This is a genomic window from Bacteroidota bacterium, from assembly GCA_016715425.1.
GTDB lineage: Bacteria > Bacteroidota > Bacteroidia > Chitinophagales > BACL12 > JADKAC01.
Genome location: JADKAC010000007.1, coordinates 179,887 through 206,884, shown reverse-complemented (window position 1 = coordinate 206,884; position 26,998 = coordinate 179,887). Strand labels below are relative to the sequence as shown.

24 protein-coding genes are annotated in these 26,998 nt (G+C 33.3%); 8 read left to right on the top strand and 16 right to left on the bottom strand.

The window, feature by feature from the left end:
* Window positions 1–141 precede the first annotated feature (141 nt).
* Window positions 142–1,101 carry an alkaline phosphatase family protein gene (locus IPN31_13190; protein MBK8682829.1) on the top strand — a complete coding sequence of 320 codons (960 nt, stop codon included), beginning with the start codon at window positions 142–144 and terminating at the stop codon, window positions 1,099–1,101.
* Between the two features lie 120 nt (window positions 1,102–1,221).
* On the opposite strand, the gene IPN31_13185 is transcribed toward IPN31_13190, so the two are convergent.
* The 5 genes from IPN31_13185 to sucC all read right to left on the bottom strand — a co-directional run bounded on the left by IPN31_13185 (window position 1,222) and on the right by sucC (window position 6,062).
* A complete protein-coding gene (locus IPN31_13185) occupies window positions 1,222–2,253 on the bottom strand; it encodes a cysteine synthase family protein (protein MBK8682828.1) in 1,032 nt (343 codons plus the stop codon).
* 563 nt (window positions 2,254–2,816) lie between these two features.
* Window positions 2,817–3,542: a hypothetical protein gene (locus tag IPN31_13180; protein ID MBK8682827.1), complete on the bottom strand. Its 726-nt coding sequence runs from the start codon at window positions 3,540–3,542 to the stop codon at window positions 2,817–2,819.
* 110 nt (window positions 3,543–3,652) lie between these two features.
* Complete coding sequence (locus tag IPN31_13175; GenBank protein MBK8682826.1) at window positions 3,653–4,123, bottom strand: hypothetical protein; 471 nt, start codon at window positions 4,121–4,123, stop codon at window positions 3,653–3,655.
* An 89-nt stretch (window positions 4,124–4,212) separates the two neighbouring features.
* Window positions 4,213–4,851, bottom strand: a complete 639-nt coding sequence (locus IPN31_13170; GenBank protein MBK8682825.1) for a hypothetical protein — start codon at window positions 4,849–4,851, stop codon at window positions 4,213–4,215.
* Between the two features lie 20 nt (window positions 4,852–4,871).
* A complete protein-coding gene (sucC, locus tag IPN31_13165; GenBank protein MBK8682824.1) occupies window positions 4,872–6,062 on the bottom strand; it encodes an ADP-forming succinate--CoA ligase subunit beta in 1,191 nt (396 codons plus the stop codon).
* 97 nt (window positions 6,063–6,159) lie between these two features.
* Between sucC and IPN31_13160 the strand changes: the two genes are divergently transcribed.
* Window positions 6,160–7,185: a T9SS type A sorting domain-containing protein gene (locus IPN31_13160; GenBank protein ID MBK8682823.1), complete on the top strand. Its 1,026-nt coding sequence runs from the start codon at window positions 6,160–6,162 to the stop codon at window positions 7,183–7,185.
* A 64-nt stretch (window positions 7,186–7,249) separates the two neighbouring features.
* Window positions 7,250–7,768: an acyl-CoA thioesterase gene (locus IPN31_13155; GenBank protein ID MBK8682822.1), complete on the top strand. Its 519-nt coding sequence runs from the start codon at window positions 7,250–7,252 to the stop codon at window positions 7,766–7,768.
* A 64-nt stretch (window positions 7,769–7,832) separates the two neighbouring features.
* On the opposite strand, the gene IPN31_13150 is transcribed toward IPN31_13155, so the two are convergent.
* Both IPN31_13150 and IPN31_13145 read right to left on the bottom strand, forming a co-directional pair.
* Window positions 7,833–8,552: a hypothetical protein gene (locus tag IPN31_13150; GenBank protein ID MBK8682821.1), complete on the bottom strand. Its 720-nt coding sequence runs from the start codon at window positions 8,550–8,552 to the stop codon at window positions 7,833–7,835.
* A 161-nt stretch (window positions 8,553–8,713) separates the two neighbouring features.
* Window positions 8,714–9,220 carry a YcxB family protein gene (locus tag IPN31_13145; protein ID MBK8682820.1) on the bottom strand — a complete coding sequence of 169 codons (507 nt, stop codon included), beginning with the start codon at window positions 9,218–9,220 and terminating at the stop codon, window positions 8,714–8,716.
* Window positions 9,221–9,592: 372 nt separating this feature from the next.
* Between IPN31_13145 and IPN31_13140 the strand changes: the two genes are divergently transcribed.
* Window positions 9,593–10,771: a hypothetical protein gene (locus IPN31_13140; GenBank protein ID MBK8682819.1), complete on the top strand. Its 1,179-nt coding sequence runs from the start codon at window positions 9,593–9,595 to the stop codon at window positions 10,769–10,771.
* A 357-nt stretch (window positions 10,772–11,128) separates the two neighbouring features.
* Here IPN31_13140 and IPN31_13135 read toward each other — a convergent pair whose 3' ends face one another.
* The 4 genes from IPN31_13135 to IPN31_13120 form a co-directional block, all read right to left on the bottom strand.
* Window positions 11,129–12,412, bottom strand: a complete 1,284-nt coding sequence (locus tag IPN31_13135; protein MBK8682818.1) for a linear amide C-N hydrolase — start codon at window positions 12,410–12,412, stop codon at window positions 11,129–11,131.
* A 344-nt stretch (window positions 12,413–12,756) separates the two neighbouring features.
* Complete coding sequence (locus IPN31_13130) at window positions 12,757–14,088, bottom strand: insulinase family protein (GenBank protein MBK8682817.1); 1,332 nt, start codon at window positions 14,086–14,088, stop codon at window positions 12,757–12,759.
* A 26-nt stretch (window positions 14,089–14,114) separates the two neighbouring features.
* A complete protein-coding gene (locus IPN31_13125) occupies window positions 14,115–15,485 on the bottom strand; it encodes an insulinase family protein (protein MBK8682816.1) in 1,371 nt (456 codons plus the stop codon).
* Between the two features lie 83 nt (window positions 15,486–15,568).
* Window positions 15,569–16,357 carry a class I SAM-dependent methyltransferase gene (locus tag IPN31_13120; GenBank protein ID MBK8682815.1) on the bottom strand — a complete coding sequence of 263 codons (789 nt, stop codon included), beginning with the start codon at window positions 16,355–16,357 and terminating at the stop codon, window positions 15,569–15,571.
* A 131-nt stretch (window positions 16,358–16,488) separates the two neighbouring features.
* On the opposite strand from IPN31_13120, the gene IPN31_13115 reads away from it, so the two are divergent.
* Window positions 16,489–17,259 carry a PorT family protein gene (locus IPN31_13115; GenBank protein ID MBK8682814.1) on the top strand — a complete coding sequence of 257 codons (771 nt, stop codon included), beginning with the start codon at window positions 16,489–16,491 and terminating at the stop codon, window positions 17,257–17,259.
* A gap of 9 nt (window positions 17,260–17,268) precedes the next feature.
* Here IPN31_13115 and IPN31_13110 read toward each other — a convergent pair whose 3' ends face one another.
* The 4 genes from IPN31_13110 to nhaA form a co-directional block, all read right to left on the bottom strand.
* Window positions 17,269–17,949: an RNA pseudouridine synthase gene (locus tag IPN31_13110; GenBank protein MBK8682813.1), complete on the bottom strand. Its 681-nt coding sequence runs from the start codon at window positions 17,947–17,949 to the stop codon at window positions 17,269–17,271.
* A complete protein-coding gene (locus IPN31_13105; GenBank protein ID MBK8682812.1) occupies window positions 17,949–18,305 on the bottom strand; it encodes an MmcQ/YjbR family DNA-binding protein in 357 nt (118 codons plus the stop codon). The genes IPN31_13110 and IPN31_13105 overlap by 1 nt, the downstream gene beginning before the upstream one ends.
* 82 nt (window positions 18,306–18,387) lie before the next feature.
* Window positions 18,388–20,499 carry a T9SS type A sorting domain-containing protein gene (locus tag IPN31_13100; GenBank protein ID MBK8682811.1) on the bottom strand — a complete coding sequence of 704 codons (2,112 nt, stop codon included), beginning with the start codon at window positions 20,497–20,499 and terminating at the stop codon, window positions 18,388–18,390.
* A 151-nt stretch (window positions 20,500–20,650) separates the two neighbouring features.
* Window positions 20,651–21,964 (bottom strand): Na+/H+ antiporter NhaA, encoded by a 1,314-nt coding sequence (gene nhaA / locus IPN31_13095; GenBank protein ID MBK8682810.1) that lies wholly within the window; start codon window positions 21,962–21,964, stop codon window positions 20,651–20,653.
* 234 nt (window positions 21,965–22,198) lie between these two features.
* Here nhaA and IPN31_13090 point away from each other — a divergent pair, with 234 nt between their 5' ends.
* The 3 genes from IPN31_13090 to pgi are packed head-to-tail and all read left to right on the top strand — an operon-like array spanning window position 22,199 to window position 26,003.
* The gene (locus IPN31_13090; GenBank protein MBK8682809.1) at window positions 22,199–23,506 is read left to right on the top strand and encodes an HlyC/CorC family transporter; all 1,308 of its coding nucleotides are present in this window, start codon (window positions 22,199–22,201) and stop codon (window positions 23,504–23,506) included.
* A complete protein-coding gene (locus IPN31_13085; protein ID MBK8682808.1) occupies window positions 23,490–24,341 on the top strand; it encodes a hypothetical protein in 852 nt (283 codons plus the stop codon). The genes IPN31_13090 and IPN31_13085 overlap by 17 nt, the downstream gene beginning before the upstream one ends.
* Window positions 24,342–24,344: 3 nt before the next feature.
* Window positions 24,345–26,003, top strand: coding sequence for a glucose-6-phosphate isomerase (gene pgi / locus IPN31_13080; GenBank protein MBK8682807.1), 1,659 nt, complete (start codon window positions 24,345–24,347; stop codon window positions 26,001–26,003).
* On the opposite strand, the gene IPN31_13075 is transcribed toward pgi, so the two are convergent.
* Entirely contained in the window at window positions 26,000–26,989 is a 990-nt protein-coding gene (locus IPN31_13075) for an acyl transferase (GenBank protein ID MBK8682806.1), read from the bottom strand. The genes pgi and IPN31_13075 overlap by 4 nt on opposite strands.
* Window positions 26,990–26,998 lie beyond the last annotated feature (9 nt).

Below are 26,998 nucleotides of genomic sequence, written 5' to 3'. Positions count from 1 at the left end.
ATAATTAAGGGCGGACTATACAGTTCGCCCTTTTTATTTATGAATGTATCTTTCATTTTTCTCTCAACTAAATCAAAGCAAGTAGTTTTGAGCATGCAATTTTTAAAATCGTATTTTTTTCTTTTATATAGTTTATTTGTATTGATACATTCTTCCGCAAATGCACAAATCACTTTCGCATTTGGCTCTTGCAATAAAGAAAATTTACCACAGAATTACTGGGAGGAAATTGCAAAACAAAATCCTGATCTCTGGATATGGATGGGTGATAATATATATGGTGATAGCTATGATACTTCTGTACTTGCTTTTAAATATCTACTGCTAAAAAATAATTTCTATTATAAAAATTTTACAAAATCGGTTCCTGTAATTGGTACATGGGATGATCATGACTATGGGAAAAATGATGCAGGAAAAAATTTTGAAATAAAAGATGATTCAAAAGAATTGTTTATGCGATTTTTTGATATTTCTGAAAATGATCCCATGCGATTTAGAGGGGGAGTATATGACGCTTATTTATTCAATGAAAATAACATAACTATTAATATCATAATGTTGGATACGAGATATTTTAGAGATACACTTATTGCAGATCTGTGTGATGGAAAAAAGTGCTATCTGCCTAATTATGAAGGTGATATTTTAGGTGAAGAACAATGGGAATGGTTAGAAAATGAATTGAAAAACAGCAATGCGGATGTCAATATTCTATGTTCAAGTATTCAGGTGATTGCACAAGAACATCGGTTTGAGAAATGGCATAATTTTCCAAATGCAAGAAAGAGATTGCTCGATTTAATAGCAACAAATAACGAAGTGCCAACAATAATAATTAGTGGCGACAGACATATAGCAGAAGTGTCAGCTATGCAATTACAAGGAGAAGAAAATATACTTTACGATATCACTTCCAGCGGACTTACACATACATGGAATAATGCGTGGAGCGAACCGAACACCTATCGCATTAGTGATTTATATGTCGAGAAAAATTTTGGAGTATTACACTTTAACAAGCTAAATCAAAAGGTGCAAATTGAGTTGCAACTTTTTAATACTGATGGGAAATTATTGTATGTAAAGGAGTTATTTTAATGCATACAATAATAAATTATTCGGTGCAGCAGAGCATGCAATAAAGCTGTTGATTTACTTTGAAACTGAAGTCTGTGTTAAAAATGATAAGCACAGATTACTTCATAAAAAAGAAAAATATTATTGCATCCGAGAAATAGGCACATAATCAATAAACTCCGTATCAGTACTGAAATAATTTTCCTTTACTGATTCTTCTTTCATAAGATCAGTACTCAGATACTTTTTATTTGAATCACAAAAAATAGTTACCACATTAGCATCATCACCTAATTGATTTTGTAATTGAATAGCACCAATAATATTTGCACCGGAAGAAATACCTACAGCCAATCCTAATTGTCTTGCTAATTTTTGCGCCATAATAATCGAATCGCCATCAGATGCTTTTAGGATATGATCAAGTACATCTAATTTAACTATGGAGGGAATAAACTCATCAGAGATTCCTTGAATACGATGTGTTCCTACTTTATATCCTGTACTTAATGTTGGTGATTCATGTGGCTCCAACGGACATACTAAAATGTTTGGATTTCTTTTTTTGAAATAAGCTGCAACACCCATTACAGTTCCACCCGTACCAACACCGGCAACAAATGCATGTGGTTCCAAATCTACTTGTTGCAACTGCATCCAAATTTCTTTAGCTGTAGTTTTTTCATGTGCTTCAATATTGTATTTATTATCAAATTGTCGAGGAAGAAAAATTTCATTATCCTCTTTCGCCATTTGTTCTGCTTTTTTTATACTACCTAAAAAGCCACCTTCTTCCTTCGTCATTAAAATAATTTCAGCTCCTAAACTGCGAATAATATCCATACGTTCTTTGCTTAACCAATTCGGCATAATGATAATTACACGATTTCCTAAGGCTTTGCCGATTGCGCTAAATGAAATTCCGGTATTGCCACTTGTTGCTTCTATAATTGTATTTTCGGAATGTATTAAACCCGCTTTATATGCATTCTCCAAAATATATAATGCCATCCTATCCTTTATACTTCCTGTAAGATTGTAATGCTCACATTTCACAAACAGATGTTTTTCATTACCCTTATAAGTATAGCGAATTTCGAGCATTGGCGTATTGCCAACCATACACCATAAGTGTTTAAATTTATTTTCTATGGATTCTTGTGGGTAACGCATTTTTTTAGTTTGGTGCAAGTTAAAGTTTTAAGACAATGGACAATTGACAGTTGACAGTTGACAATGGACAGTTGACAATGAAAAAAATCAGCAAAAAACTTAAACTATTGACTATGAATAGACTAAAAAAAATTAGCCACGAATGCACGAATATCAATAATATGAGCAAACGAATGCACGAATAAAGAATAATTTATTCATGCATTCGATTTTTAATTCGTGTATTCGGGGCTTGTTTTTTCTCATCTCACTAATCACTTTAAATTGAAATTGACAGTTGAAAATTGACAATAAAAAAAAATACTATTCATACATCACTCATCACTGATTACTGATTTTTTTTATTCACCATTCACTACTCACCATTCACTAAAAAAAACTCATTACTGATTACTCATTTACTGATAAAATTGCTGTTAGCATTTGGCCGTTAGCTATTGGTGAAAAAATGTTTCAAGTTTCAGGTTTCATGATTCGTGTTATAAAACTCATTACTGATTACTCATCACTCATTTTTTTACTCACCATTCACCATTCACCATTCACTATTCACTATTCACTTTTCACCATTCAATTCCACCTCCACCAATATTTATTTTCACATAAGGGATATACATAAAGCCTGGTACTGGAATGTTTCCTACAACAAGATCTGATTGTGAATACCATCCACCAATAGGAACCATCAGATTACAGCCGAAATCAATTCCTAACATAAACCCTCCTCTTCCTTCATCATCATCACTGCCAAATGCCATTGTCTGTATAGAAATACTTGGATCAAATATGGAACCTCCAAAAGAATATCTGCGAATATCGCCGGGAGTAGCAGGTTTTGCAGGGTTAAAATAAATGGGATCTACTGAATTATTATTCGTAATCTTCATTTCATAACCTGCATATCCAACTCCTAGATTAGTAGAGAGAAATGTATTGCGGCCGGGAGCAATTACATATCCAAATTTAAAATAACCGCCACCTCCAAACATCTCTGCTTTTCCTTTAGAAGAGGATGAAGTAAAAGGTCCAATGCCATATCCGCCGCCGCCAATTAAAAATCTGCCCTTCATACCAAAACCTTCACCGCCAAACATCATGGCAACACTATTGAATTGACCATCATTACCTAATACCGAAAAACTTTGAAGATGATCGTTAATGGTAGCATTATTTAAATAGGCGGGGCCGGTAAAAAAATATCCATAACCTCCTTGAGAAGAATTTGAAATTTGAGCCTGTGTGGCAATGCTTACACCAATAATAAAAAGCAGTAAAAATCTTTTTTTCATAACAAATATTTTATTGAAAATAAATTGATTTTATTAAGAACTCGAAGATACATTATAAAAAAAACCTGTGCTAAATACACAGGTCTTTTATTACATAGAAGTTATGTAAATTAATAATCTAACTCGCCGATAAATGGAATGTTGTTCATAATCTCAACACGAATCACACTTAACAAATATGCTTCCATTTGATAGAATTGTGCAGCTGGTTTTGCTCCTGCAGCTTTCGACAATTTCGCAAAATAAGAAGACATAAGTTTTTCGTAGTCACTACTAATTTTTGACATTTCTTTTATCAACTCAGTAGTTTTTGCATCATCCATTGAAGTGTAGTTTTCAGCATATTTGTTGATTAAGGCAATACGCTTTTTTCCTAACTCTTTTCTTTCAGTTTCATATTGGTCGTATAGATTCCAAAATGCATCTTTTTTATCAGCATCTAACTTTACATATTCAGACATTAACGCTTTTTTTTCTTTTCCAAAAGCAGCCTGAATCATATCTACATCTTCTGTGTTCGTTTGTGAAAATGCAACTGCACTACTGGCAATGATAATAAGGGATAAAATAATCTTTTTCATTGTAATATTTCATTTATTTGATGAGCGGTAAAGGTAATGCTTCCAATAAAATACTGGGGTGCATATATCAAATATTTTCCCGGATAATGTTATTTATTCTTAAAAGTCAGTGTTACAATACTTCCTTCCTTGTGAAGTGTATATTCAATCAAGGCTTGATTGCTGCCCGGCTCGGAGTTAGCAGCATCATTATCATACACTGGAAATCTTCTTTGTAAAGCATTGTCTTTAACAGTGTAAGTGTCATGCCCTCTGTATCCTTGCATTATCGCATCATGACTTTCCGGTTGTTGTATATTAATAACCGTGTAACTCTTATCATTTAACGAAGCAATTCCCAATAATCCTGCATAGCTACCTGATCCAACAGAACGGGTAACGATATATAATTCATCAAATCCGTCATTATCCAGATCAGCAATAAATTGATTTTCTATTGGATCTGTTTCACCGATGATAATGGGCTCATTAAATGCGCCAAAACCATTTCCTATTACTGAAATATCACTTATGCTGGCAGATGTTTCATCTTCTGTTATTACAAATTCTTTTTTGCTTTTAGTAAAAACAGAAATGGTTTCTAAAGCAGGTAATAAATTAGGTGTGGTATGATCATATATTTCTACGGGTGCAGCTTCCTCTTTTGAATTTGAATAGCAAGATGCAAAAAAGAAAAATGCATAACTCAGAGTAAATATTTTTAACCAATATATAATCTTGTTATGCATTATAAAAATTTAAAAAAGTATTAAGCAACAGCCTCCTGAACTAATGCAGCGGCTTCTTTTAATAAAATGGCGCTGCTCACTTTCAGTCCACTTTCATCAATCATCTTTTTTGCTTCTACAGCATTAGTACCTTGCAATCTTACAATTATCGGTACAGGTATTTCACCAATGTTTTTATAAGCATCAATAATTCCCTGAGCAACACGATCACATCGTACAATACCACCAAAAATATTTACAAGTATTGCTTTCACTTCAGGATCTTGTAATATAATTTTAAAAGCAGTTTCAACACGTTTTGCATCCGCAGTTCCGCCTACATCCAAAAAGTTTGCAGGGCTACCACCAGAGAGTTTTATGATATCCATTGTTGCCATTGCCAAACCTGCACCATTCACCATGCAACCAACATTGCCATCTAATTTTACAAAATTTAAACCTGCTGCTCCGGCTTTCACTTCAGTAGGATCTTCTTCTGAAAGATCACGCATGCCTGCAATTTCAGGATGACGACTCAACGCATTTGCATCAATTACACATTTTGTATCTACTGCAATTATTTTATTATCCGAAGATTTTAATACAGGATTTATTTCAAGTAACGAACAATCATTTCCTACATAAGCGGCATATAAATTTTGTACAAATTTTACCATCTCTTTAAAAGCCTCACCTTCTAATCCCAGATTAAAAGCAATTTTTCTTGCTTCAAACGGCATTATTCCTATAGATGGATCCACCCATTCTTTATGCAATAAGTGTGGTGTTTTATCTGCTACTTCTTCTATGTCCATACCGCCTTCTGTAGAATAGATAATTACATTTTGACTTTTTTCACGGTCAAGCAAAACACTCATGTAAAATTCTTTTGTTTCACTTACTCCGGGATAATATACATCCTGTGCAATTAATACTTTATTTACCTTTTTTCCTTTTGGTCCTGTTTGCGGTGTAACTAATGTTGCACCCAGAATATTTTTTGCTTTTTCATATACATCTTCTAAGTTCTTCGCCACTTTCACACCACCTGCTTTACCACGACCACCTGCGTGTATCTGTGCTTTCACCACCCAAATATTTGTGCCTGTCTGATCTTGTAATCTGCGGGCTGCTTCCACCGCTTGTTCAGGAGTTTCTACCGGTATCCCTTCCTGAATACGCACTCCGAATTTTTTAATTAGCTCTTTTCCTTGATACTCGTGTAAATTCATTGCTTATTATTTTGCAGCAAAGTTAAATCAATTGAATCTTTCCTTTGATTTCATTCTAATTCGCCTTAATTTAGAATTTCATCTATTAATGAAATCCATGAAAAAGATATTTCTGTTCTTCTTTTTATCTGCTTCCATATTTTTAAATGCACAAGAAATTATAATACCTGTTGTAGTGCATATTGTATATAATAATGAATCTCAAAATATTTCAGATGCGCAAGTGTATTCTCAAATAGCTGCACTTAATCGGGATTATGGTGCAACAAATGCAGATACGATTTTAATACCTGAAGCATTGCGGGATTCTATTACAGATATGGATTTGCATTTTGAATTGGTTACTGCTGATCCTTTGGGTAATCCAACAAATGGTATTACAAGAACGGAGAGTATAATTACACAATGGAATTTATATTCAGCCGGTGAAAACAATGTTGAGAAAATAAAATCTTCTTCTACTAATGGCATTGATCCCTGGAATCCTGAATGTATTCTGAATATTTGGGTGTGTAATTTCATTGTTCCTGGATATGCGCCTCCTCCGGGTGGCGATCCTGAAGCTGATGGATTGGTAATGCATTCTCATTATTTTGGAAATGGTGATGTTTTCTCTTTAGGTAGTGATAGTGGGAGAATAACAGTTCATTGGGTTGGTCATTGGTTGGGTTTGCATGATATGACTAGTGTGGATGATCTTGATTATTGTATTGAGGATGACCCGGAGCCGGAAGCCGAAGATTTTAATTTTATGCATTTTGATATTTTGAGTGATGATTGTACACTAATGTTTTTTCAGAGTCAAAAAGATAGCGTGCATAATATTCTTGCTACTTTAAGATCTGAAATAGGCAATTGTGATTATACAAGTGCAATATTAACTTCTACAACAGAAACGCTACAAATATTTCCGAATCCTGCGAATGATTATTTAGTAATTGATGGCCTACAAGAAGGTACACTTTGTAAAATATTTTCTATGTCGGGTGATTGTGTTTTGGAAATTTTTGCAAATGAAAAATCTATTGTTCTCGACATTAGTGATTTTTCAAAAGGTTTGTATGTTGCTACATTTTTTAATCCTGCTATTTCCTATTCAAATAAACCATTTATAAAACAATAATTACTATAGTTAAATAAATGGAGTAATTTTTTTCGCAATACATTTGCGTTAATTATTTTTTATGATGACTCCAAAAACTGTTTCTTATTCCTGCACTACAGTAACCCAATTAGTAATGCCCAATGATACCAATACCATGCATAATCTGATGGGTGGTAATTTATTAAAATGGATGGATGTTGCCAGTGCAATTTGCGCAAGTAAACATGCCAATAAACCGTCGGTAACGGTGTCGGTAGATAATGTTTCTTTCAGCCGGCCAATTAAGATAGGAGATGTGGTAACTATCAATGCAAAGATTACCAGATCATTTGTTACTTCTATGGAAATTTATATTGAAGTATTTAAAGAAAATTTTACGATAGGGAGCGACCGTATTCGATGCAATGAAGCGTATTTTACTTTTGTTGCATTAGCAGATGACGGTCATCCGATTGCAGTACCGGAAGTAATTGCTGAAACTGAAGAAGAAAAATTTCGCTATGAAAGAGCATTGCGCCGTCGTGAGTTGCGATTGATTTTATCAGGCAGAATGAAAGCGAATGAAGCAACGGAATTAAAATCTATTTTCTTTGAAGATTAATTTCTAAACTCTTTCATAATATATTTTGAAAAAGCATTCTGCCGACTAATAAATAAAATCATTTTTAATTAAAATTGAAATTAATCCCTACGGTAAAAAATGATTCATCCTGCATGAAGTCGGCATTGGTAAGATTAAAACTATAACCATACTGCAGTTGTAATTTAAATTTCTCAATACCACCTTTCACTGTCAAAGCCGGTTCAAAAAGTAAGTTGGACGAATTATCTTCTAAGTAATCTATTTGATTATCATCATCAAATACTAAGCTCCCTTGAATATTATTGTAAGAAATATTCGAAATTCTTGTAGATATAGCTGCAGAAAAATATTTTGATTTATATCCAAAATTGGGCTGTATTCCTACTCTTAAAATATTCGCAGAAATATCACCAGTTGTTTCAGGATAATCTATAAGTGATGAAGGAAAGTGATTTTCAAAATTTCCAATTCCAATTAAACCATAGGCTTCAAAAACCCAATGTTCATCTATCGGATTAAAATATCCACCGCCTACTTCAATGAATTTACCTGAACCTCCATTTCCATTATCCAGATCCGCCGGAATAAATAATCCCCCGTTTGCCTGCAATGCAAAATGTTGAGTGACAGCATAAGCACCTTGAAATTCCACTTGATTAGTATTGCCCGCTAATGTTAGATTAGTTTCTCCTTTCTCTGTAAGTAAAGGAACATTTTGAGTATTAGGAGTATAAAATTTCGGGCTACATGAAGCAAGGACTAAAATCGTTACTGCAAAAATCAACTTTATAAAGTTTTTCATCATTTCAGTTTTTAGTTTATAATAATTTAAACCACCGTTCGAGAAAAAACCAATAAATATTAAAAATGTTTTTGGAAGAAATATAACAGCCACAAAATGAGAGAGAAATATTTATATTTAATAGTATAATTGATTAATAAAATCAGACAAATTTTTACTGACTACAGTTTTGTAATTAATTGAACCGTAATATTTGGAATAGTGCTTAGTATATTTTTAAGTTCTATAACTTCTGTATTTTTCAAATCATTTTTAGAAATGATAATTGCGGATAAGGTATTGAGATAAACTAAAAAATAATTTTTCTTTTCTTCAACCTTAAAAATATTTTCCCAGACAAGCTCTGTATAAAATGTTTTTCCACGTATATTAAATTCATGCGATGTTATATATATATCTAATAATTCTGTTAAATGGTTGTTTGAGTTATAATTCCTTTTTATCAGCCAAAAGATACCGGAAGGTTGTACAACTGCAATTAATATGAGTGCGATGTATTGGTAGATTTCCGGCTTGGGAACAGGGAGGAAATGCAAATAATAACCCAAAATCCAAAGCAACATTGCTATACCAACGCTTACTATGATTTTTAGAATTATTCCACTGTAAATCAATGCAAATATGAGTTTACAATATTCTTTAAAGGTGATAGAAGTTTTAATTCTCATTGAATATATTAGTTCTTATTCGGGAATTTACTTGCAAATTTATATTGTAATTATTCCAACTTGCTATGATAAAGTGGAATATCCAAATAATTTAAATAATGATCTCCAGTAAATATATACTTCCCACAAATTTAATAATCCAGTACTTATTGAAATAGGTAGGGAATATCTCGAATGGTATCTATACTATACTCTCCTATTCGGAAATTGCTTACGCTGTAGGGGAAAGAAAAATAACATGAGAGTCATCGACTGCACTGAGAAATGTTATTGGACAAAAGTGACTAGCAGACATAAAATTAGAAGAATCAGCAATTACCTCACTTATTTTTTTTATATCAAAGTTTCAGTTTATCTTGTTAAAAATATTATATGCTAAAAACGCTATTCAAAATAATTTTTTGCATTTCTTTTGGTCAGACTTTTATAGGTTGTGAGAATGCCAATTATGAAGTAAAGAGTGAGGATATTCGGCCAGCATCAGAATACGAGGAAGCGAAATGGGAAAAAGTTACAAGATTGAGCCTAGGAATTATAGGTTATGATCCAGTAGATACTTTAATTAAAAATGATTGCAAAGGCTGGGGTTTTGAGGAATGGTGTAATGTTCTTGATAAGAAGGTAAATATTGCAGGTAAATTTAATAGGTTTGGAACCTACTTCGAAGATGGAATTGTATCACCTGGAATTGATGCAACGGATTGGAATATTATTGTAGAATTATTTAATGAATATACTTCTACATATGATGCAGTTAGGCAGTCATCAAATATTACTTTCTCAGATTGGTTTGGTTGTATTGATGTTGATAAGCCTTGTGGTTCACCTTATAATGCATCAAAATGTATGTTTGCTGAAATTGCACCGACAGGAGAATTGCTTTTAGATGGAAGATGGTTTCCAATTAGTGAAAATAACCATTGCGTTGAGGGAACATACTTGAAAAAAAATGATACTGTAGGTGTTTTTGGTTGCTTTGTCTTAGATGAGGCACATGGAAATCAACCGGAGATTCATCCGGCTCAACAAATTTGGTTTAGAAATAAAACAGAAACAGATGCTAAAAAACAAAAGTATTGGTTGATGTTTATACAAGATGGGTCTGACCGATATGAAGATTGGGTAGCATCCCCTCTGTATGGTCAATTTCGTATTGCATTTAAAGTGTATCCAGTAAAAATTAAACAAGATTTATATACTCCACTAATTTTAAATATACAGGTTGCTTATAATTCAGATTTTATTTCAAGTAGTTCAGAGCTTCCATTAGCATTTAATGATTGTGATGATAGTAATATACATTCGCTAGTTATTGATGGTGATAAAATCATAACTGTAAATGAACCATCCCAGTTTGATTCCAAAATTGGAATCCAGTTTTCAGATATTCGAATGCTGAAAGACGGATCAGTGATTGGATACATTGACATAACGATGGTAATTGGCGACGTAGAAACTAATGAATTCGGAGCCAGCGTGCTTGATTTAGAAATTATACAACCAATGAATACTCTTTTTCAAGAAATTCAAGATCTTCCAGCTCATCAATAATTATGCATTTATTATTGCAAATTTTGATAAAAGCCAGGTTTCTGTAGTAGTTGATTTTATTTCCTTCGACCTCCGATTTTTTTATTCCGAAAAAATAACTGCAAAAAAGTAACCATCAGGGTGAGTATTTTTTAAAATACTAATCATTTTTACTAAGTTCATTTTGCCTTTAAATTAATGGAGGTGATTTTTTGAAAACAGGATTTATATAAAATAATTTCTTTTAGTAAAGCGTAAGTAATGTGATAATATTTTGTTTTTATATATTGATGATAAGTGTTGTTCCTCAGCATTTCATATTTGGGTTTCTGCTTCTCTTACCAAAATAGTTATTGTGTCTAATGTTATGATATGTTGTTAATTGAAAACATCATAAAGCCCCCAATACGTAAATAGAATTATTAATGTTAAGAAGATTAAGTTGTTAATTGTAAATAGCCATATAGATAAATTTCTCCAGGCATTTTCAGTAAATACTTTTCTATTGATTAGCAGCAATGGAATTATCAATAACAAAGTCAAGAACGGGATATAAGCAGCAAAGTCTAGCATAGAGAAATAATAGCCTTTGTAAGGAGCAGGGAAATAAAAGATATTAATTTCTCGTGCTAATACAAAAATATAATACATCATAATTAAGCACATAGAAGATAACAGTAATTTATAGGGTGCATATTTTATTTTTCTGTTTCTGATATAACTTACAAAGAAATAAATTGTAGAAATCAGGAATATCAATATACAGAAACGCATAAATAAATTAATGGAAGCGCTATTCATTGGTGTCTTGAAGTCAAGTAATTTTTGATACTCTGCGTTTGCTGGAAATAAGGATGGTATTTCAAATGAATGATTGCCTTTTGCAAGCTCTTCCTTTAAATTAAATGCAACCACGTTGTTGTAGTCATGGTAAAAGTATAAGTTCACTATGCCTTTGTTTAAGTCATAAATTGAAGTAAGTAAAGTGCCATCACCAATTTTATTTCGGCAAACATGCATGGTGTCTGAAAGTGCTGTGCAAAAAGCAATTGAAGTATCAATTTTGTTATTTAAAAATGTTGTTCCATTTATGTAACGCTGTTGTTTAATTGTTCTAAAGTCAGTGATAGTTGAAGGACAAAAGTTTGCGAGAACATACTTGTTTTCATTACCCAAAGTCATTGTGTATGGTTCAACTATAAGATATTGTCCAGACTTGTCAGTGTAAATAAATACATCATTGGAAAGTGAGCTTTGGTCATACTGTTCAATATATGCTTTTACTTCCTCTACAGTTTTACAGTTATGCAAAATGTCTTTGAGATAAAAAGATCTGCTGCTTATTTGTATTTTATTTGGTGATGCTTTTCCGTTTTCAGGAGTTGCCGTTGCAAGTGTGCCGAATGAAAGTCCAAATTCATTCATTCCTGATTGTGGTGTAAGGTCGTTCCCACCCTGATAATTTGCACCTGAAAAGACGGCACCATATCCATTTGTTTCAAACCAAATTCGGGGATGCTCGAACCATGTATCGTAATTCATTCCATACATAGTTGAGCCGTTTACTGTTACTTTATATGTGCTGCATGGAAATCCAATATCAATTGATAAAAACAAGATGAGTATTACAGAAAGGGTTTTTATTAACTTCGGTTTTGTCATTATCAATAACTATAGTTGTCGATTTCGTCTAACGGATTGGGTAGAATATAATTGTTAAAAGTTCAAAGTTAGAACAGTCCACCTAGCATCATATCATTTAAAAAAAATCAAATTAATTCTCAATTAATTCACCTATTGAACTTTTGCATCGTTGCAATACGAGACTAGATGATTACTAATGCAGAAATTATTTACAGAGAGGGACATAATAATATTTTTTATCCTGAGTCTAACAACATTCACAATGGCATTCATTGTTGTTAATTGGTAAAGGAATTATCTAAAGTAACCACAAAAAAAAACACCCGCAAAGCGAGTGTTTTTTTATAAGGATTGAATATGCCTTAATAAGGTTTGTTTTTTGTTTCAACCGGTTGTTTGAAATTTTCTTGTTTCACCATACCTTGTTTTCCAAGATATGTCCAAACGATTGCTTTTGAATATTGATCGAACACTTTATTTACTTCTTTTAATGTAGTTTCATTTACATCTTTAGTAAAGTTGTCCATCATTTCCCAGCCGCCTGCCATTTCACTTACACCCAATGCATTCGCCTGGTTTGCGGTGGTTTCTAGAGTAAGATAGTATTGTGTTAAAAAAGTTTCTCTCGTATCTGTTAATTCTTCTTCTGAGAAACCTTCTTTCTTTATTTTATTTATTTCATCCACCATCACCTGCATACTTTGTTCAGGATCTGTTGTTGAAATATAAATCACACTGTAAGGATTAAATACTGCTGCCTGCGCATAGAATGCAGCGGGTGCATAAGATAAACTTCTCTTAGTACGCAATTCAGTAAAATAACGATCACCTAAAATATTCATTGCAATACGCATTGCTACACCTTCTTTTGTATTTAACATCGGGGCACTCATTACACCACGAATATAATTTGTTGCAATATCTCTGTCTTCAATAAATACTTTTCCTTCAGTAAGAATAGTTTGTTGCTCTCTTGCAGTGGTAGTACCTTGTGGTAATTTCGCAAGACTTTCTTTTATAGCTTTTGTAATTTCTGCTTCTGTAATATTTCCTACTACAACAATAAAAGTTCTTTTCTTCACAATTATCTGCGAATAATATTTCTGCACCTGATCTAATGTCAATGCATTTAAACTTTCTGCAGTACCATTTGGTTCTTTACGATAATTGGAATTAGGAAATGCATTGCGACGTGAAATCAATGCGAGATGTCCATCAGGATCTGATTCATTTGATTTTGCACCTGCAACTAATTGTTGTTGAAGAATAGTAAATTCATCTTTACTTAATGCAGGATTCATCACCGCATCTGCAAATAAATTCCATGACTTATCCCAAAATGCTTTTATACATGTCATGCTGATAAATCCATAATCCAAATTTGTTGCAGCACTGAATGATGTACCTATTTTTTCTGATTCTGTTTTGAAATCTAATTTTGATAAATTTTTTGTGCCACCATCTATCATCAGACTTAAAGTCATGTTTTCAATACCTTCTAATTTATCATCGTAATTAGCGGTACCGCCTTCAATAAACATGCGTACACTGATTACTTCTTTAGGTGTAGTTTTCAGAATCACTTTTATACCATCAATATTTAATTCTTTGGTAGTGTTATCCGCAAACGTTAAACACGTAGTTGCAATAAAAGCAAGCAAAAGTGTTCCGGTTTTTAATATTATATTTTTCATATTTGAATTTTAATGTTGGTGATTAATTATTTCGCAATTTCAAATCCCATCTCTTTCAAAACAGGCATATCTTTCATAGAAGGATTTACCATTAAACCGGCAACATAAGGTTTGTCAACTATATATTTATTTACATAATTGGTTATATCCTGGCGAGTTACTTTTTGAAGATTGGCAACATAATTTGTGTAGTAATCTATAGTTGCACTTGCCCACCAATACGTTACCAAATGTACAAATTCACTTGTACTTTCTTTGCCATAGGCATCATCAATTGCCAATAAATTTTTTGCTGTTTCTAATTGTTCATCTGTATAATAATCCGGCTTTGTCCAATTAAGAACATTTTCCCAAAGCTTATCATAAGCCTCTTGAATTTTCATAGGATTAGGCACTAAAATAATTTGTATCGGGCCTGTATATTTTTCTGTTTGATAACTTACGTTTACTTGAAACGCTAATCCACTTTCAATTAAATCTCTTTGTAATTGTGAATTTGCTTGTTGTAAAATATAAGAAAACACATCAGCTGCATAAGTTGCTTTAATATCATTGCGAGTATCAGGACCATGAAAACCAATAATAAAAAGTGGTACTTGTGCATTTGCATTAGTTGCCATGAATTTTGTAATTCCGGTTAACGGTTTTACTTCAGGTATTGGCCATTTTACAAATGGATCGAAATCCGCCGGAACCCAATCGCCATATATTTTTTCTATCAAAGGAAATACAGCATTGTGATCTACATCACCGGCAACTACCAGCATACTATTATTTGGATAATAATATTTTTGTTGAATGGTGCGCATTTTTTCTGTTGTAGCAGTAAGAATTACATCATGCAAACCAATGGGATTTTTTCTGTAATAATTAGCACCCCAAAATTTACGGCTAAATTCTTCAAACAAGAAGTAATATGGATTCGATTCTGCTCTTTGGAATTCACCATCAACTACAGGATTTTCATTTTTCATTTCTTGTTCCAAAAACATCGGATAGCGAATTGCTGAATTCATAAATTCTAATCCTTCAGTAAGTTTCCCATTACTTAAAGTGATATAATAATTCACACGTTCGTTAGAAGTTGTTCCATTAAAAGATATTCCCAACTCATTGATACGCTTCAGAAATTCTTCTTGTGAAGGGATGTCCTTATTTGCTTTAAAGAACATGTGTTCGTACAAGTGAGATAATCCATTAAACGCACTATCTTCTGTATAGGCGCCATTTTTAACCACCATTTCAATAGTGGCAAGAGGAACAGTATTATCTTCAATCACCAGCATTTGCAGGCCATTGGGTAATTCTTTGAAGAAGAAATTAGAGGGTAATTTATCCTGCGCAAAACTTTGTAATGCAATTGCGGAGATAAAAAGTAATACATAAATTTTTTTCATGTTCATTTTTTTAAATTAGTGTGTAAAGATAATAATTGAGAGGCAGGGGAATAAATCAATGTGGTTAAACTGTGTTAATGCATTTAAAACCTGATGCTAACATTTTGTTTGGTAAGTAATTCCTTTTGTGTAAAAACAATGCCTTTATAAAAGAGATCAACGGTTAATCGTGATTGCGGATGATGCTTAATTTCATTCCATGCCTGTTCCATTTCACTGCTCCAATGAATATCATCTAAAATCAAAATGCAATTTTCATTTGCACTTTCTAAACATGTATTAAAATAATCTAGAGTGGGTTTCATACGATGATTGCCATCTATATACACTAAATCAGGATGATAAGATTCTGATAACAATTGCGGTAATGTATCCGAAAAATTTCCGGTTATTAATTGGATATTCTCTGTATGTGTTTGTTCAAATACTTGATGGGCAATATGGGAAATCGCTTTACTTCCCTCTAAAGTAGTGACGGTACTTGTTGATTTTGCCTTTGCTAAATACAAAGCACTTATACCGAGTGATGTTCCTAATTCCAAAATATGATGTGGTGAATAATGATTTACTATTCGAAATAATAACTTGCCAAATTTTTCATTGGTCAAACTTGTCTTTGCTATATCGCTGATTTTTCTTTTTGTTGCATGTAATTTTTTTGAGCCTGCTCCTAAATCCTCAATTTCAATTACAGATGTATTCTTTAATAAATGTTTACGTACAGCTTCTATCTCACCAAATGCATTGAAATATCTGTTATCATTTAATACATGAGTTATAAAATCGAATAGGAAAGGAGAGTGCACACCATAGGATGTAAGTGATTGATTGAAATATTTGATATATGCTTTTGTCTGCACTAATTTGCTCATGCAGCGAAATTATAATAAGTAACCATAGTATTTCATGGTATAGAGAATTACATTTATAATTACCTGCATCTTGTTTACAACTTGCTTGATAAATATTTTTGTGTGACGTTACTTTGCAAAAAAAATATTCTATGAAACACCATTTTTTAATTGCATTATTTTTAGTTACTTCAATTACATTATCTGCGCAATCATGGCATGTAGGCACAAACCTCGGAGTGAATAGTGTTTGGATTTTAAATCAAAATAATTACGGTTTCTCCGAATTGGATTATGAATATAAATTTGGAGGCTTTGGAGGGCTTGCTGGGGGATATAATTTCAATGCGCATTCCGGTATACAATTAGAAATTGATTTTGTTGGAATGGGTCAGGATTATTATGGTAAAGTATGGGATTTTGGTCCTACAAATAATGCGGGGGATGATGTGAGAGTAGCTACTTATCGCTATGTAGATTTAAATTATTTGCAGATACCTGTTATGTATCGTTTTACCTCTAATAGAAACAAGAGTGAAAAGATTGCTTTTCATGCAATGATAGGTCCTTCGTTTGGTTTCTTATTATCTGCAAGTCAATCTTATGAAGCGGATGTAAAGGATGATGGAGTTCTGGTGGATATTCCTTTGGAACTAATTGCACAGGCAATACCGGCGTTTGCAACAACTCCCGAATCGGAAGATGCAAAAGCATTTTTTAATAATATGGATATGGGCGTGCAATTAGATCTTGGTGTAGATATTTTTGTGAATGATAATTTATATGTTACCCCTGCTATAAAAATGTATTACGGATTAAGTGATAATAATGCAGAAGAAACACGTTTTCGTGATGATTATGAAGCTTCACATAATTTCTTTTTTGGATTAAATGTGGGCATTCATTATTTCCGTGAGAAATAATTATTAAATTCAGATATTACTTATCAATGCATTCCAAACAGGATCTTCACCGGGTAATGCTTTTATATAAATATCTACTTTACTTATTGGATGTTTGAAACTTATGCTATACGCATGTAAATGAATGGAGCCATCCGGATTTGATCTGGAAAAACCATATTTTAGATCACCTTTTATAGCACAACCAATATGTGCTAACTGTGCACGAATCTGGTGATGTCGACCGGTTTCTAATTCTACTTCCAACAAATGATAAGTGTCGCTGCTTGCAATGTGTTTGTAATGTAAAACTGCTTGCTTTGCATTTGCTTTATCTTTTGAAACAATAAAAGATTTATTTTTTTTTTCGTCTTTCAATAAATAATCTTCAAGTGTATCTTCTGTCTTAAGTGGTGCATTTTTTACTACTGCCCAATAGATTTTTTTAAAAGCTCTTGTCTTAATTATTTCCGACATTCTTGCGGAAGCTTTGCTCGTTTTTGCAAATAGCATGACACCACTAACCGGCCGGTCGAGACGATGAATTAATCCCAGATAAACATTACCGGGTTTGTTGTATTTTAATTTTAGATACGCTTTTATTTTTTCGTTAATTGGTATGTCGCCGGTTTTATCACTTTGCGAAATATCACCAGATTTTTTTAATACAGCAATTAAATGATTGTCTTCAAATAGAACGGTGTTCTCCATTACAATGCGTTTAGTTCTGCCTGTAATTTTTTTGGTAAACCATTTACAATTAATTGATAGGAGATATCTATTAATCGCAACAATTCTTTTTTTGCAATACTACCATCCACAAGCACTGTATTCCAATGATTTTTATTCATGTGATAGCCGGGTGTAATTGCCGGATGTTTAGATCGCAATTCTTCTATTTCTTCACTGGTGTATTTTAGATTTATGCTGAATGTTTCGCTATCCAATCCTGTAAGGGCAAATATTTTCCCCATTACTTTAAACACCAGCGTATCCGGACCAAAGGGTAATTCTTCAGTAGCACCCGGCATTGCCAGGCAATAATTTCTAAACTCTTCCAGATTCAGCATACTTGTAAAAATAACACTACCCAACAGCAATAAAAAAAGACGCCGTTAAGCGCCTTTTAAATATTTTAAATAATTGAATTTATTGTTTGATAAAACTTCTGCTTGATGAGAAATGATTTCCAATAATTCTTATTGAATAATATCCTGATGGTAATCCCATCACCGGTAATGAAGATTGATTAATCATACCCGGAGTGAATTTAACAGCATCAGTATAAACTACTTCGCCAAGCATATTTACAATTTGAATATCAGCCTCAGTATCTTCTGAAATATTAAAGGTGATATTTAACCAATCCATTGCAGGATTTGGATACACTTCTATCCATGCATTGTTATCCATATTATTTACTGCAAGAGTTCCGGATGCAATATTGATATTATCCAAATACATATTGTTTTCCCATTGACAAACAGCTCTGAATTTTACTACTAATTTATCTCCCACATATGGCGTCAGGCTCACACCTTCTGTACGCCATTGATCTTGAGATGGAATAAATGCAGATCCTATGGAAGGAGCAGTATTTAATTCGGGGAATGATTTATAATAAATACTTGTCCATGTAACACCACAATCAGAACTCACTAATACTTGTAATGAATCTGAATATTCACCATCGGGAGAATAGTTGGCGTAAGCAACATCAAAATTTAAATACGCTGCAGTAACTCCTGACATATTATATGCAGGCATTGATAATTCATCAACGGCACCGTAGGCAGAATAATCATAATAATTCATAAATACAGATGCTGACCCTGTTTTTGCGGCAGCAGTAGTTCTTTCCCAAGTATAAGTGCCATCAGGATTTGTAACTGTATATCCGGTGTAAGGGAATCCGGTAGTTTCGAAACCTTGAATTAAAGGAAGTGTAAGTCCGAATGTATTTATAAAGAAACTTCCACTGATAAAATTATTTACGATGTTCTCATCTGTAAAGCCACTTGGATTTTGAACTGTAATAGAAAGTGTATGCGCACCATCACCCAAAGAAATACTTGGCAATGTAACTTCTTCTGCTTCGTAAGTTCCTAGTAAACCTGTCCAGTAATAAGTAGTAGCTGTGGCTCCATCCACAGAATATAAAATTTCGCAACTTGTCATATCAGCAAATCCAATATTTCTAATTTCGATAACCGGATTAAAAGTGGAATAACAATAAGTGCCCACAGGAGTAATTATTTGTACTGCTTGCACATCATAATCATAAGCAACGCATTTAAGTGAATTACCCAAATCATATCTTGCGCCACCGGGTGCAAATAATGCTTGTGCTCTTGATTTCTGATCTTCAGTAAACATATTATAACACGCATCATCGGTATAGTCCATAAAGTTTTGGAATTGTACAGATTCACTGCAATCGTCTGCTAATGGATAAGTAGGACAACCATAATTTTCACCTGCCTGATTTGGAGTGTCATCACAAAAATCTGAGCCACCGCATCCACCACCATCATCACCCCAAATGTGTAATAAGTTTAACCAATGCCCTACTTCATGAGAAGCTGTTCTTCCAAGATTATAAGGTGCTATCACAGTGCCTTCAGTTCCAAAGGCTGTATAATTTACTACTACTCCATCGGTAGCATCTGCGCCTCCGGGAAATTGCGCATAACCTAATAATGAGGAACCGAGATCACCACACCAAAGATTTAAATATTCATCTGCAGGCCATGCATCGGAACCGCCACTTGCAGTATATTTTATATCATCACTGGTGCTGAAACTAGGTACTGCTGTTGAAACACGCACAATACCGTTAGTAGGATTTCCCTCAGGGTCAACCGTAGCAATGCAAAATTCAATTTCTAAATCTGAGGCAACGGAAGCAAATTCTGCCGGTGTTTCTGAAGCATCGGGATTTAATCTTCTAAAGTCGAGATTCAATGCCTCTATTTGTGAATAAGCTTGTTCATCGGTAATATTTTCAGTAGCATTTTTATATACTACATGTATTACACAAGGTATCACTATTACCTCGCCGCTTCTTCCTGCACCGGTATTATTTTGCTTGGCTAAATACTTTGCAGTAAAATCTTCAATTGATTTCCGGTTAGCGGCATAAATAGGATCTGTTGCTAATAGGTAATTATCTCTTTCTGTATTACCGCATTTTAAAGTGTCCTGGGCAAATGCCAATGAGGAGGAAGCGATAATTGCCAATACCAATAGTAATTTTTTCATATTGTGAAACTGTGTATTTTAAGTGTTCAAAGTTAAATGTTTAGCCCGAGCAAATTATTAGTATAGAATTATTGAAATGTTGAAAGCGGATTTATGACATTATTTTGAAAAGATTTAAATGTAAAAATGTCAAATAATTCTTCACAAATAATTATACAGCAGTAACCTTACGCAAATAAAAATATCCTAAAAGTCCACCAATGGTTGATGCTGCAAGTACTCCTAATTTCGCTTCAAAAATATATTCCGGATTTTGAAAAGCTAATTCAGTAATAAATAAGGACATTGTAAAACCAACTGAGGCTAACAATGAAGCGCCGATTATCATTTTAAAATTTGTACCCGTGGGTAATGAAGCTATTTTAAAATGAATAGCGAGTTTACTCAACAGCAACACACCAATTGTTTTTCCAAACAGTAAACCAAACATAACTCCAAGCGCCACATTACTGGTTAAGCTGGATAGCACATCTCCTGAAAGAGTAATCCCTGCATTTGCAAAAGCAAATATGGGCATTACAAAGTATGCTACAATTGGATGTAATCCGTGCTCGAGTCTTTGTAATGGTGTAAGTGCTGCTTTGGTATGCGTTACAATTTCTTCTAAAATATTAAATTGTTCCTTGGTAACTAAGCTATTATTATTAGGATCGGCAGATTCAAATTGGCGATTTAGTTGATTTAATTTAGAAACGTATTGACGCTCATTCACCTTTACATTTGCAGGAATAGTTAATGCTGCTAATACACCTGCAATGGTAGCATGCACACCTGAAAGTAAGAATGCAAGCCATACACCACCAATGCCAATGATACCATAGAATAATGCTTTTCTAACTCCCATATAATTGCCCGCAATTAATATTACAAGAAATAATAAACCATAAGCTAAGGAGCTAATAGAAATATCTGATGAATAAAAGAAAGCAATTACAAGCACAGCACCTAAATCATCTGCAATAGCAAGTGCTGTTAAAAATATTTTTAAAGAAGTGGGTATTCTATCGCCCAATAAATATAAAATGCCAAGTGCAAAAGCAATATCTGTTGCCATTGGAATTCCCCAACCACCGGAGGAATCAGTATTTAAATTAAATAACGCATATATCAATGCCGGAAAAACCATTCCTCCCACCGCAGCTATAATAGGCAACATCGCATCTTTTGGATTTGATAATTCACCCGCCATAATTTCCCGTTTCAACTCCAGACCTACTACGAAAAAGAATATTGACATTAATCCGTCATTGATCCAGTGATGCAGATTTTTTGAGATAGCGTAAGGTTCAAAACCAATGGTAAATTTGATTTCCCATAAATTATGATACATGTGTGAAGTGGCAGGAATATTTGCCATAACAATAGCACTCAATGCTGAAATAAAAAGCAAAATTCCCGAGGTAGCAGATTTTGAAATGTAGTTATTTAAGGGTTGTAATACACGATCTATAGGTGTTCTTTTCATACAAGTATTAAGATTGAAATGGGATTAAAGATAATCGGACAATGGAAAATTAAAGGAATTACTCCTTTTTCATATGAACAAAAATCGCACTTTCTTATTTTTAATACCTTTGTAGTTCGAAGAAAAATTACGATGACATCATTATCCGATCCTTATCCTGAATCTACGGCATGGGCAAGCATGCATTTTTTTTTACTTATATTTTTTCAAATTAAATAGCTTAGTCTTTAAATTATGATCTCTGAGTTATTAATAATATTTGTGCTGGTGTTGATTAACGGCTTATTTGCAATGGCAGAAATTGCTATGGTATCTGTGCGTAGATCGAAATTGGAATCAGCGGTAAAGCGTGGCGATATCAAAGCAAAACTTGCACTTGCTATTCACAACGATCCACCAAAATTTTTATCTACTGTGCAGGTGGGTATCACACTCATCAGTATTTTGTTGGGAGTGTTTTCGGGTGAAAAAGTAAAAGAATTTTTTACTGGACTGTTTGTGCAAATAGAATTTTTAGCACCTTACGCCGCAAATATTAGTTTAACGATAGTTATCATATTAATTACTGCATTGACATTAATTGTGGGAGAACTTATTCCTAAGCGCATTGGTATGGCCAATCCGGAACCTATTGCGATTTATTTGGCCGCACCAATGACTTTTTTGTCAACAATTGCCAAACCATTTATCTGGTTTTTAACGAGTTCATCCGGTGCAATTATTAAATTATTTGGTATAAAATCCGTGAGCGATGATAAGGTAACGGAAGAAGAGATTAAAGCCATAATTCAAGAAGGCACTGAAACAGGTGCAATAGAAGAAATCGAGCAGGATATTGTAGAACGTGTATTTCATTTAAGTGATAGAAAAGTTTCATCGCTGATGACACATCATAGCGATATTGTATGGTTGGATATTAATGCATCTGTTGAAAAAACCATGGAGACTATTAAATCTGAAGTGCATAGCGTGTATCCCGTTTGCGATGGTGATTTGGATGAAACAAAAGGTATTGTCTATATAAAGCATTTGTTTCTTGCCAGTGCTACTAATCAGATTGAAGGATTAAAAAATTATATCAATCCAGTGTTATTTCTTCCCGAAAATAATACAGCCTATTCTGCATTGGAAAAATTTCGTGTTTCTCAAATTCATTATGCATTGGTTATTGATGAATATGGTTCTGTGCAAGGGTTAGTAACTATTAATGATATATTGGAAGCAATCGTAGGTGAATTTGATGAATTAAATTTACCCGGCACCACAATACTCGATAGGGGAGATGGTTCTTATCTGGTGGATGCAGGTATGCCCTTTTATGATTTTCTACATTATTTTGAAATTGAAGAATTTGAAAAGTTGGATGATCAGGAATTTAATACCGTTGCCGGATTTATAATTAATGCATTGGATCGTTTGCCTACAGAAGGAGAAAAAATTGATTGGAAAGAATTTGAATTTGAAGTGGTGGATATGGATGCTACTCGTATTGATAAAGTAATTTTTAAAACTAAAACGGAAATAAATGATATTGATAGCTGATAGTGGCAGCACTCGCACGCAATGGGCAGTGATTGATAAGAATGGAAGGCGATTGGATGATTTTCTTACACAGGGATTTAATCCAAACTTAGTTACAACTAAACAGATTATTCATGAACTCAATCAAGTGGACACTATACAACAAATAAAAAATGATGTTCATGATGTTTATTATTATGGAGCAGGGTGTGCGGATAAAAAGCTAAACGGTATAATAAGTTCTGCGATAACCCATATTTTTCCCGATACAAAAGTGCATGTGAATAATGATTTATATGCGGCTGTTTATGCTACCACGCCCGCTAACCCGGGTATAGTTTGCATATTAGGCACAGGTTCTAATTCATGTTATTTTGATGGCACTAAAATTTTAAATGATGATTTTAGTTTGGGATTTATTTTGGGTGATGAGGGAAGTGGGTCTTATCTCGGCAAAAAATTAGTGCGTGATTTCTTTTACAATAAATTACCGAAGGATTTACATGAAGCTTTTGAAAATGAATATCAACCTGTAAGAAGACAGGTGATAGAACAAGTATATCGTTTGCCTCGTCCGAATTTATTTCTTGCCTCTTATTCTGAATTTATTTTAAGGCATGTTACTCATCCTTATCTACGCAAAATGATTTCAGATGGCTTTAATGAATTTATAGAATGTTTTGTTTGTCGTTTCGATAATTATAAAACTACACCTGTTCATTTTGTAGGATCTGTTGGTTATTATTTTTCTGATATACTTATTGAGTCGATTAAAAAATATGATATTCAGGCACAACTGATTGTAAGAACACCCATTGATGAATTAGTAAATTATCACCGTAGAAAAATTGCGTAAAAAATGTTAGCAAAAAAAGCATTTGTAAATACAGAATCTTACCGCAAATTACAATTGCATTTTACGGAAATTAATCAATACAATCTCAAACAACTATTTCAAAAAGATCCGGAAAGAGCTTCTGGATTTACCATTCATTTTAATGATATCATTTTTGATTTTTCAAAAAATAGAATCAATAAAAATATATTCGATTTGCTATGTCATATGGCAGATGAATGTGAGTTGTCGAAAGCAATTGAACTGATGTTTAATGGCGCAATTATAAATGAAAAAGAAAATCGTGCGGTGCTACATACTGCATTACGCAATATGTCGGATGCACCGGTATTTACTAATGGAGAAGATGTAATGCCGGATGTGAAAAAGGTGAGAGCTCATATGAAAGATTTTTGCAACAAAGTGCATTCGGGTGAGTGGAAAGGATATTCAAATAAAAAAATTACAGACATTGTAAATATTGGAATCGGTGGTTCGGATCTCGGTCCTGCAATGGTGGTGGATGCACTTGCTTATTATAAATTGCCCGACTTTAATTTCCATTTTGTTTCTAATGTGGATGCAACACATATAATAGAATCATTGAAATTATTAAATCCGGAAACTACGTTATTTCTTATTGCTTCAAAAACATTTACTACACAAGAAACTATGACCAATGCACAAACTGCAAAGGAATGGTTTCTGAAATCAGCACAACAAGAAAAATATGTAGCAAAACATTTTGTTGCACTTTCTACAGCGAAAAAGGAAGTGTTAGAATTTGGAATTGATGCAGAAAACATGTTTGAATTCTGGGATTGGGTTGGAGGCAGATATTCGTTATGGAGTGCCATTGGTTTAAGCATTGCACTTGCAATTGGTTATGATAATTTCGAAGAATTATTGCAAGGGGCTTATGAAACAGATATACATTTTCGCACTGCCCCATTTCAAAAAAATATTCCTGTAATAATGGGTTTGATTGGAATGTGGTATATTAATTTTTATAAGACTTCTACTTACGCAATACTTCCATATGATCAGTATTTACACCGCTTCCCTGCATATATGCAACAAACAGATATGGAGAGTAATGGTAAATCGATTGATCGCAATGGGAAGAAGGTTATGTACAATACAGGCCCTGTTGTTTGGGGTGAAGCCGGTACAAATGGACAACATGCATTTTATCAATTAATACATCAGGGCACAGTATTAATTCCATGTGATTTTATTGTTCCTGCAAATTCTTTAAATGAAACAGGTGATCATCATTTAAAATTATTGTCCCATTGTTTTGCACAGAGTGAGGCGTTGATGAATGGCAAAACAAAAGAGGAAGTGATTGCACAATTAAAATCGCAAGATAAATCAGAAGAAGAAATTGAAAGCTTAACACCTTTTATGGTATTTGAGGGAAATCGTCCTTCCAATACTTTTTTATTGGATAAAATAACTCCCCACTCTTTAGGAAATTTAATTACAATGTATGAACACAAAATTTTTGTGCAAGGTATATTGTGGAATATTTTTAGTTTCGATCAATGGGGAGTGGAATTAGGAAAAAAATTAGCATTGAAAATTTTACCTGAAATAAATACAGACCAAAATATTACATCGCACGATAGTTCTACAAATGCATTGATTAATGCAGTACATGCATTGCGCAATAAAAATTAAACTACCATTAGGTTGCAACCACGCACATCGGCCGTATCGAAACGACCTGTTACTCCAAATGAATTTTCAGTATATAATATGCCGGTATCTTGTGTTGCAATAAAACTGCATGAGTATTGATTTGCAAGATCTATAATATTTATTAATCCGTTTTTTTGTGTTTCTAAAATTGTAAATGGATCTGTTGTATCCCGAATTAAAATGCGCATCCATGGTGGTGTAAAAAAAATACCATTTCCTGTACTATATGCTTGTGATAATAATTCAGTCATACCATATTCTGAATGAATAGTTTTTAATTGAAAAGCATGCATTAAAATTTTGTGTAATTCATTGCGTGTAATTTCTTTTCTGCGTCCTTTCATTCCACCGGTTTCCATAATTATAGTTTGCGCTAATGCCATTGGAAATTTTTCGGCAAAATCCAGTAATGCAAAACTGACACCTATCAATAATGTCTTTATTTTTTTAGATTCATTATAACTTATTGCATCTGCTAATTCCTGTTGATTATTCAAATAGAATCCATTGTTGCTATTGCCACTTAATTCCATTAAATAATTGCACATATAAATCAGCGAGGCATTGTTGCGCTCTATGTATGAAGGTAATAAGGCAAGTATGCAATAGTCTTTTGGATTTCCGTAAAATTTTTTAAATGTTTGCAAAATACTCTGCTTATATATTTCAAGATTTGCAACCGGATGTTTTGAAGTAATGCTATCTGTAGTGCCGCTGCTTTCAAATACTATTTCAGGAGTAAAACCATTTGCAATTACCGAATGTGTTTTAAATAATTCCACAGGTAAAAAAGGAATCTGATGCAGTGCCGTAATTTTTTCAGGCTTCACGTCAAGCAGGTGTAAAAAATCACGATATACCGGAACCGCTTTTGCCTGATAATAAAACACCTGAAGTGCTGGTGCTATAAAATTATCAGGTGTAATATTTATAAAATTGTCTAATAGTGGCAACTCTCTCTCCATGTGCTAAAG

Coding starts and splice junctions, on each gene's coding strand:
- IPN31_13075 (MBK8682806.1), bottom strand. CDS start 26,989: ATGGAGAGAGAGTTGCCACTATTAGACAATTTTATAAATATTACACCT.
- IPN31_13130 (MBK8682817.1), bottom strand. CDS start 14,088: ATGAAAAATATAATATTAAAAACCGGAACACTTTTGCTTGCTTTTATT.
- IPN31_13085 (MBK8682808.1), top strand. CDS start 23,490: ATGATATTGATAGCTGATAGTGGCAGCACTCGCACGCAATGGGCAGTG.
- IPN31_13110 (MBK8682813.1), bottom strand. CDS start 17,949: ATGGAGAACACCGTTCTATTTGAAGACAATCATTTAATTGCTGTATTA.
- pgi (MBK8682807.1), top strand. CDS start 24,345: ATGTTAGCAAAAAAAGCATTTGTAAATACAGAATCTTACCGCAAATTA.
- IPN31_13115 (MBK8682814.1), top strand. CDS start 16,489: ATGAAACACCATTTTTTAATTGCATTATTTTTAGTTACTTCAATTACA.
- IPN31_13185 (MBK8682828.1), bottom strand. CDS start 2,253: ATGCGTTACCCACAAGAATCCATAGAAAATAAATTTAAACACTTATGG.
- IPN31_13150 (MBK8682821.1), bottom strand. CDS start 8,552: ATGAAAAACTTTATAAAGTTGATTTTTGCAGTAACGATTTTAGTCCTT.
- IPN31_13090 (MBK8682809.1), top strand. CDS start 22,199: ATGATCTCTGAGTTATTAATAATATTTGTGCTGGTGTTGATTAACGGC.
- IPN31_13180 (MBK8682827.1), bottom strand. CDS start 3,542: ATGAAAAAAAGATTTTTACTGCTTTTTATTATTGGTGTAAGCATTGCC.
- IPN31_13100 (MBK8682811.1), bottom strand. CDS start 20,499: ATGAAAAAATTACTATTGGTATTGGCAATTATCGCTTCCTCCTCATTG.
- IPN31_13140 (MBK8682819.1), top strand. CDS start 9,593: ATGCTAAAAACGCTATTCAAAATAATTTTTTGCATTTCTTTTGGTCAG.
- IPN31_13155 (MBK8682822.1), top strand. CDS start 7,250: ATGACTCCAAAAACTGTTTCTTATTCCTGCACTACAGTAACCCAATTA.
- IPN31_13135 (MBK8682818.1), bottom strand. CDS start 12,412: ATGACAAAACCGAAGTTAATAAAAACCCTTTCTGTAATACTCATCTTG.
- IPN31_13120 (MBK8682815.1), bottom strand. CDS start 16,357: ATGAGCAAATTAGTGCAGACAAAAGCATATATCAAATATTTCAATCAA.
- IPN31_13145 (MBK8682820.1), bottom strand. CDS start 9,220: ATGAGAATTAAAACTTCTATCACCTTTAAAGAATATTGTAAACTCATA.
- IPN31_13125 (MBK8682816.1), bottom strand. CDS start 15,485: ATGAAAAAAATTTATGTATTACTTTTTATCTCCGCAATTGCATTACAA.
- IPN31_13170 (MBK8682825.1), bottom strand. CDS start 4,851: ATGCATAACAAGATTATATATTGGTTAAAAATATTTACTCTGAGTTAT.
- sucC (MBK8682824.1), bottom strand. CDS start 6,062: ATGAATTTACACGAGTATCAAGGAAAAGAGCTAATTAAAAAATTCGGA.
- IPN31_13160 (MBK8682823.1), top strand. CDS start 6,160: ATGAAAAAGATATTTCTGTTCTTCTTTTTATCTGCTTCCATATTTTTA.
- IPN31_13175 (MBK8682826.1), bottom strand. CDS start 4,123: ATGAAAAAGATTATTTTATCCCTTATTATCATTGCCAGTAGTGCAGTT.
- nhaA (MBK8682810.1), bottom strand. CDS start 21,964: ATGAAAAGAACACCTATAGATCGTGTATTACAACCCTTAAATAACTAC.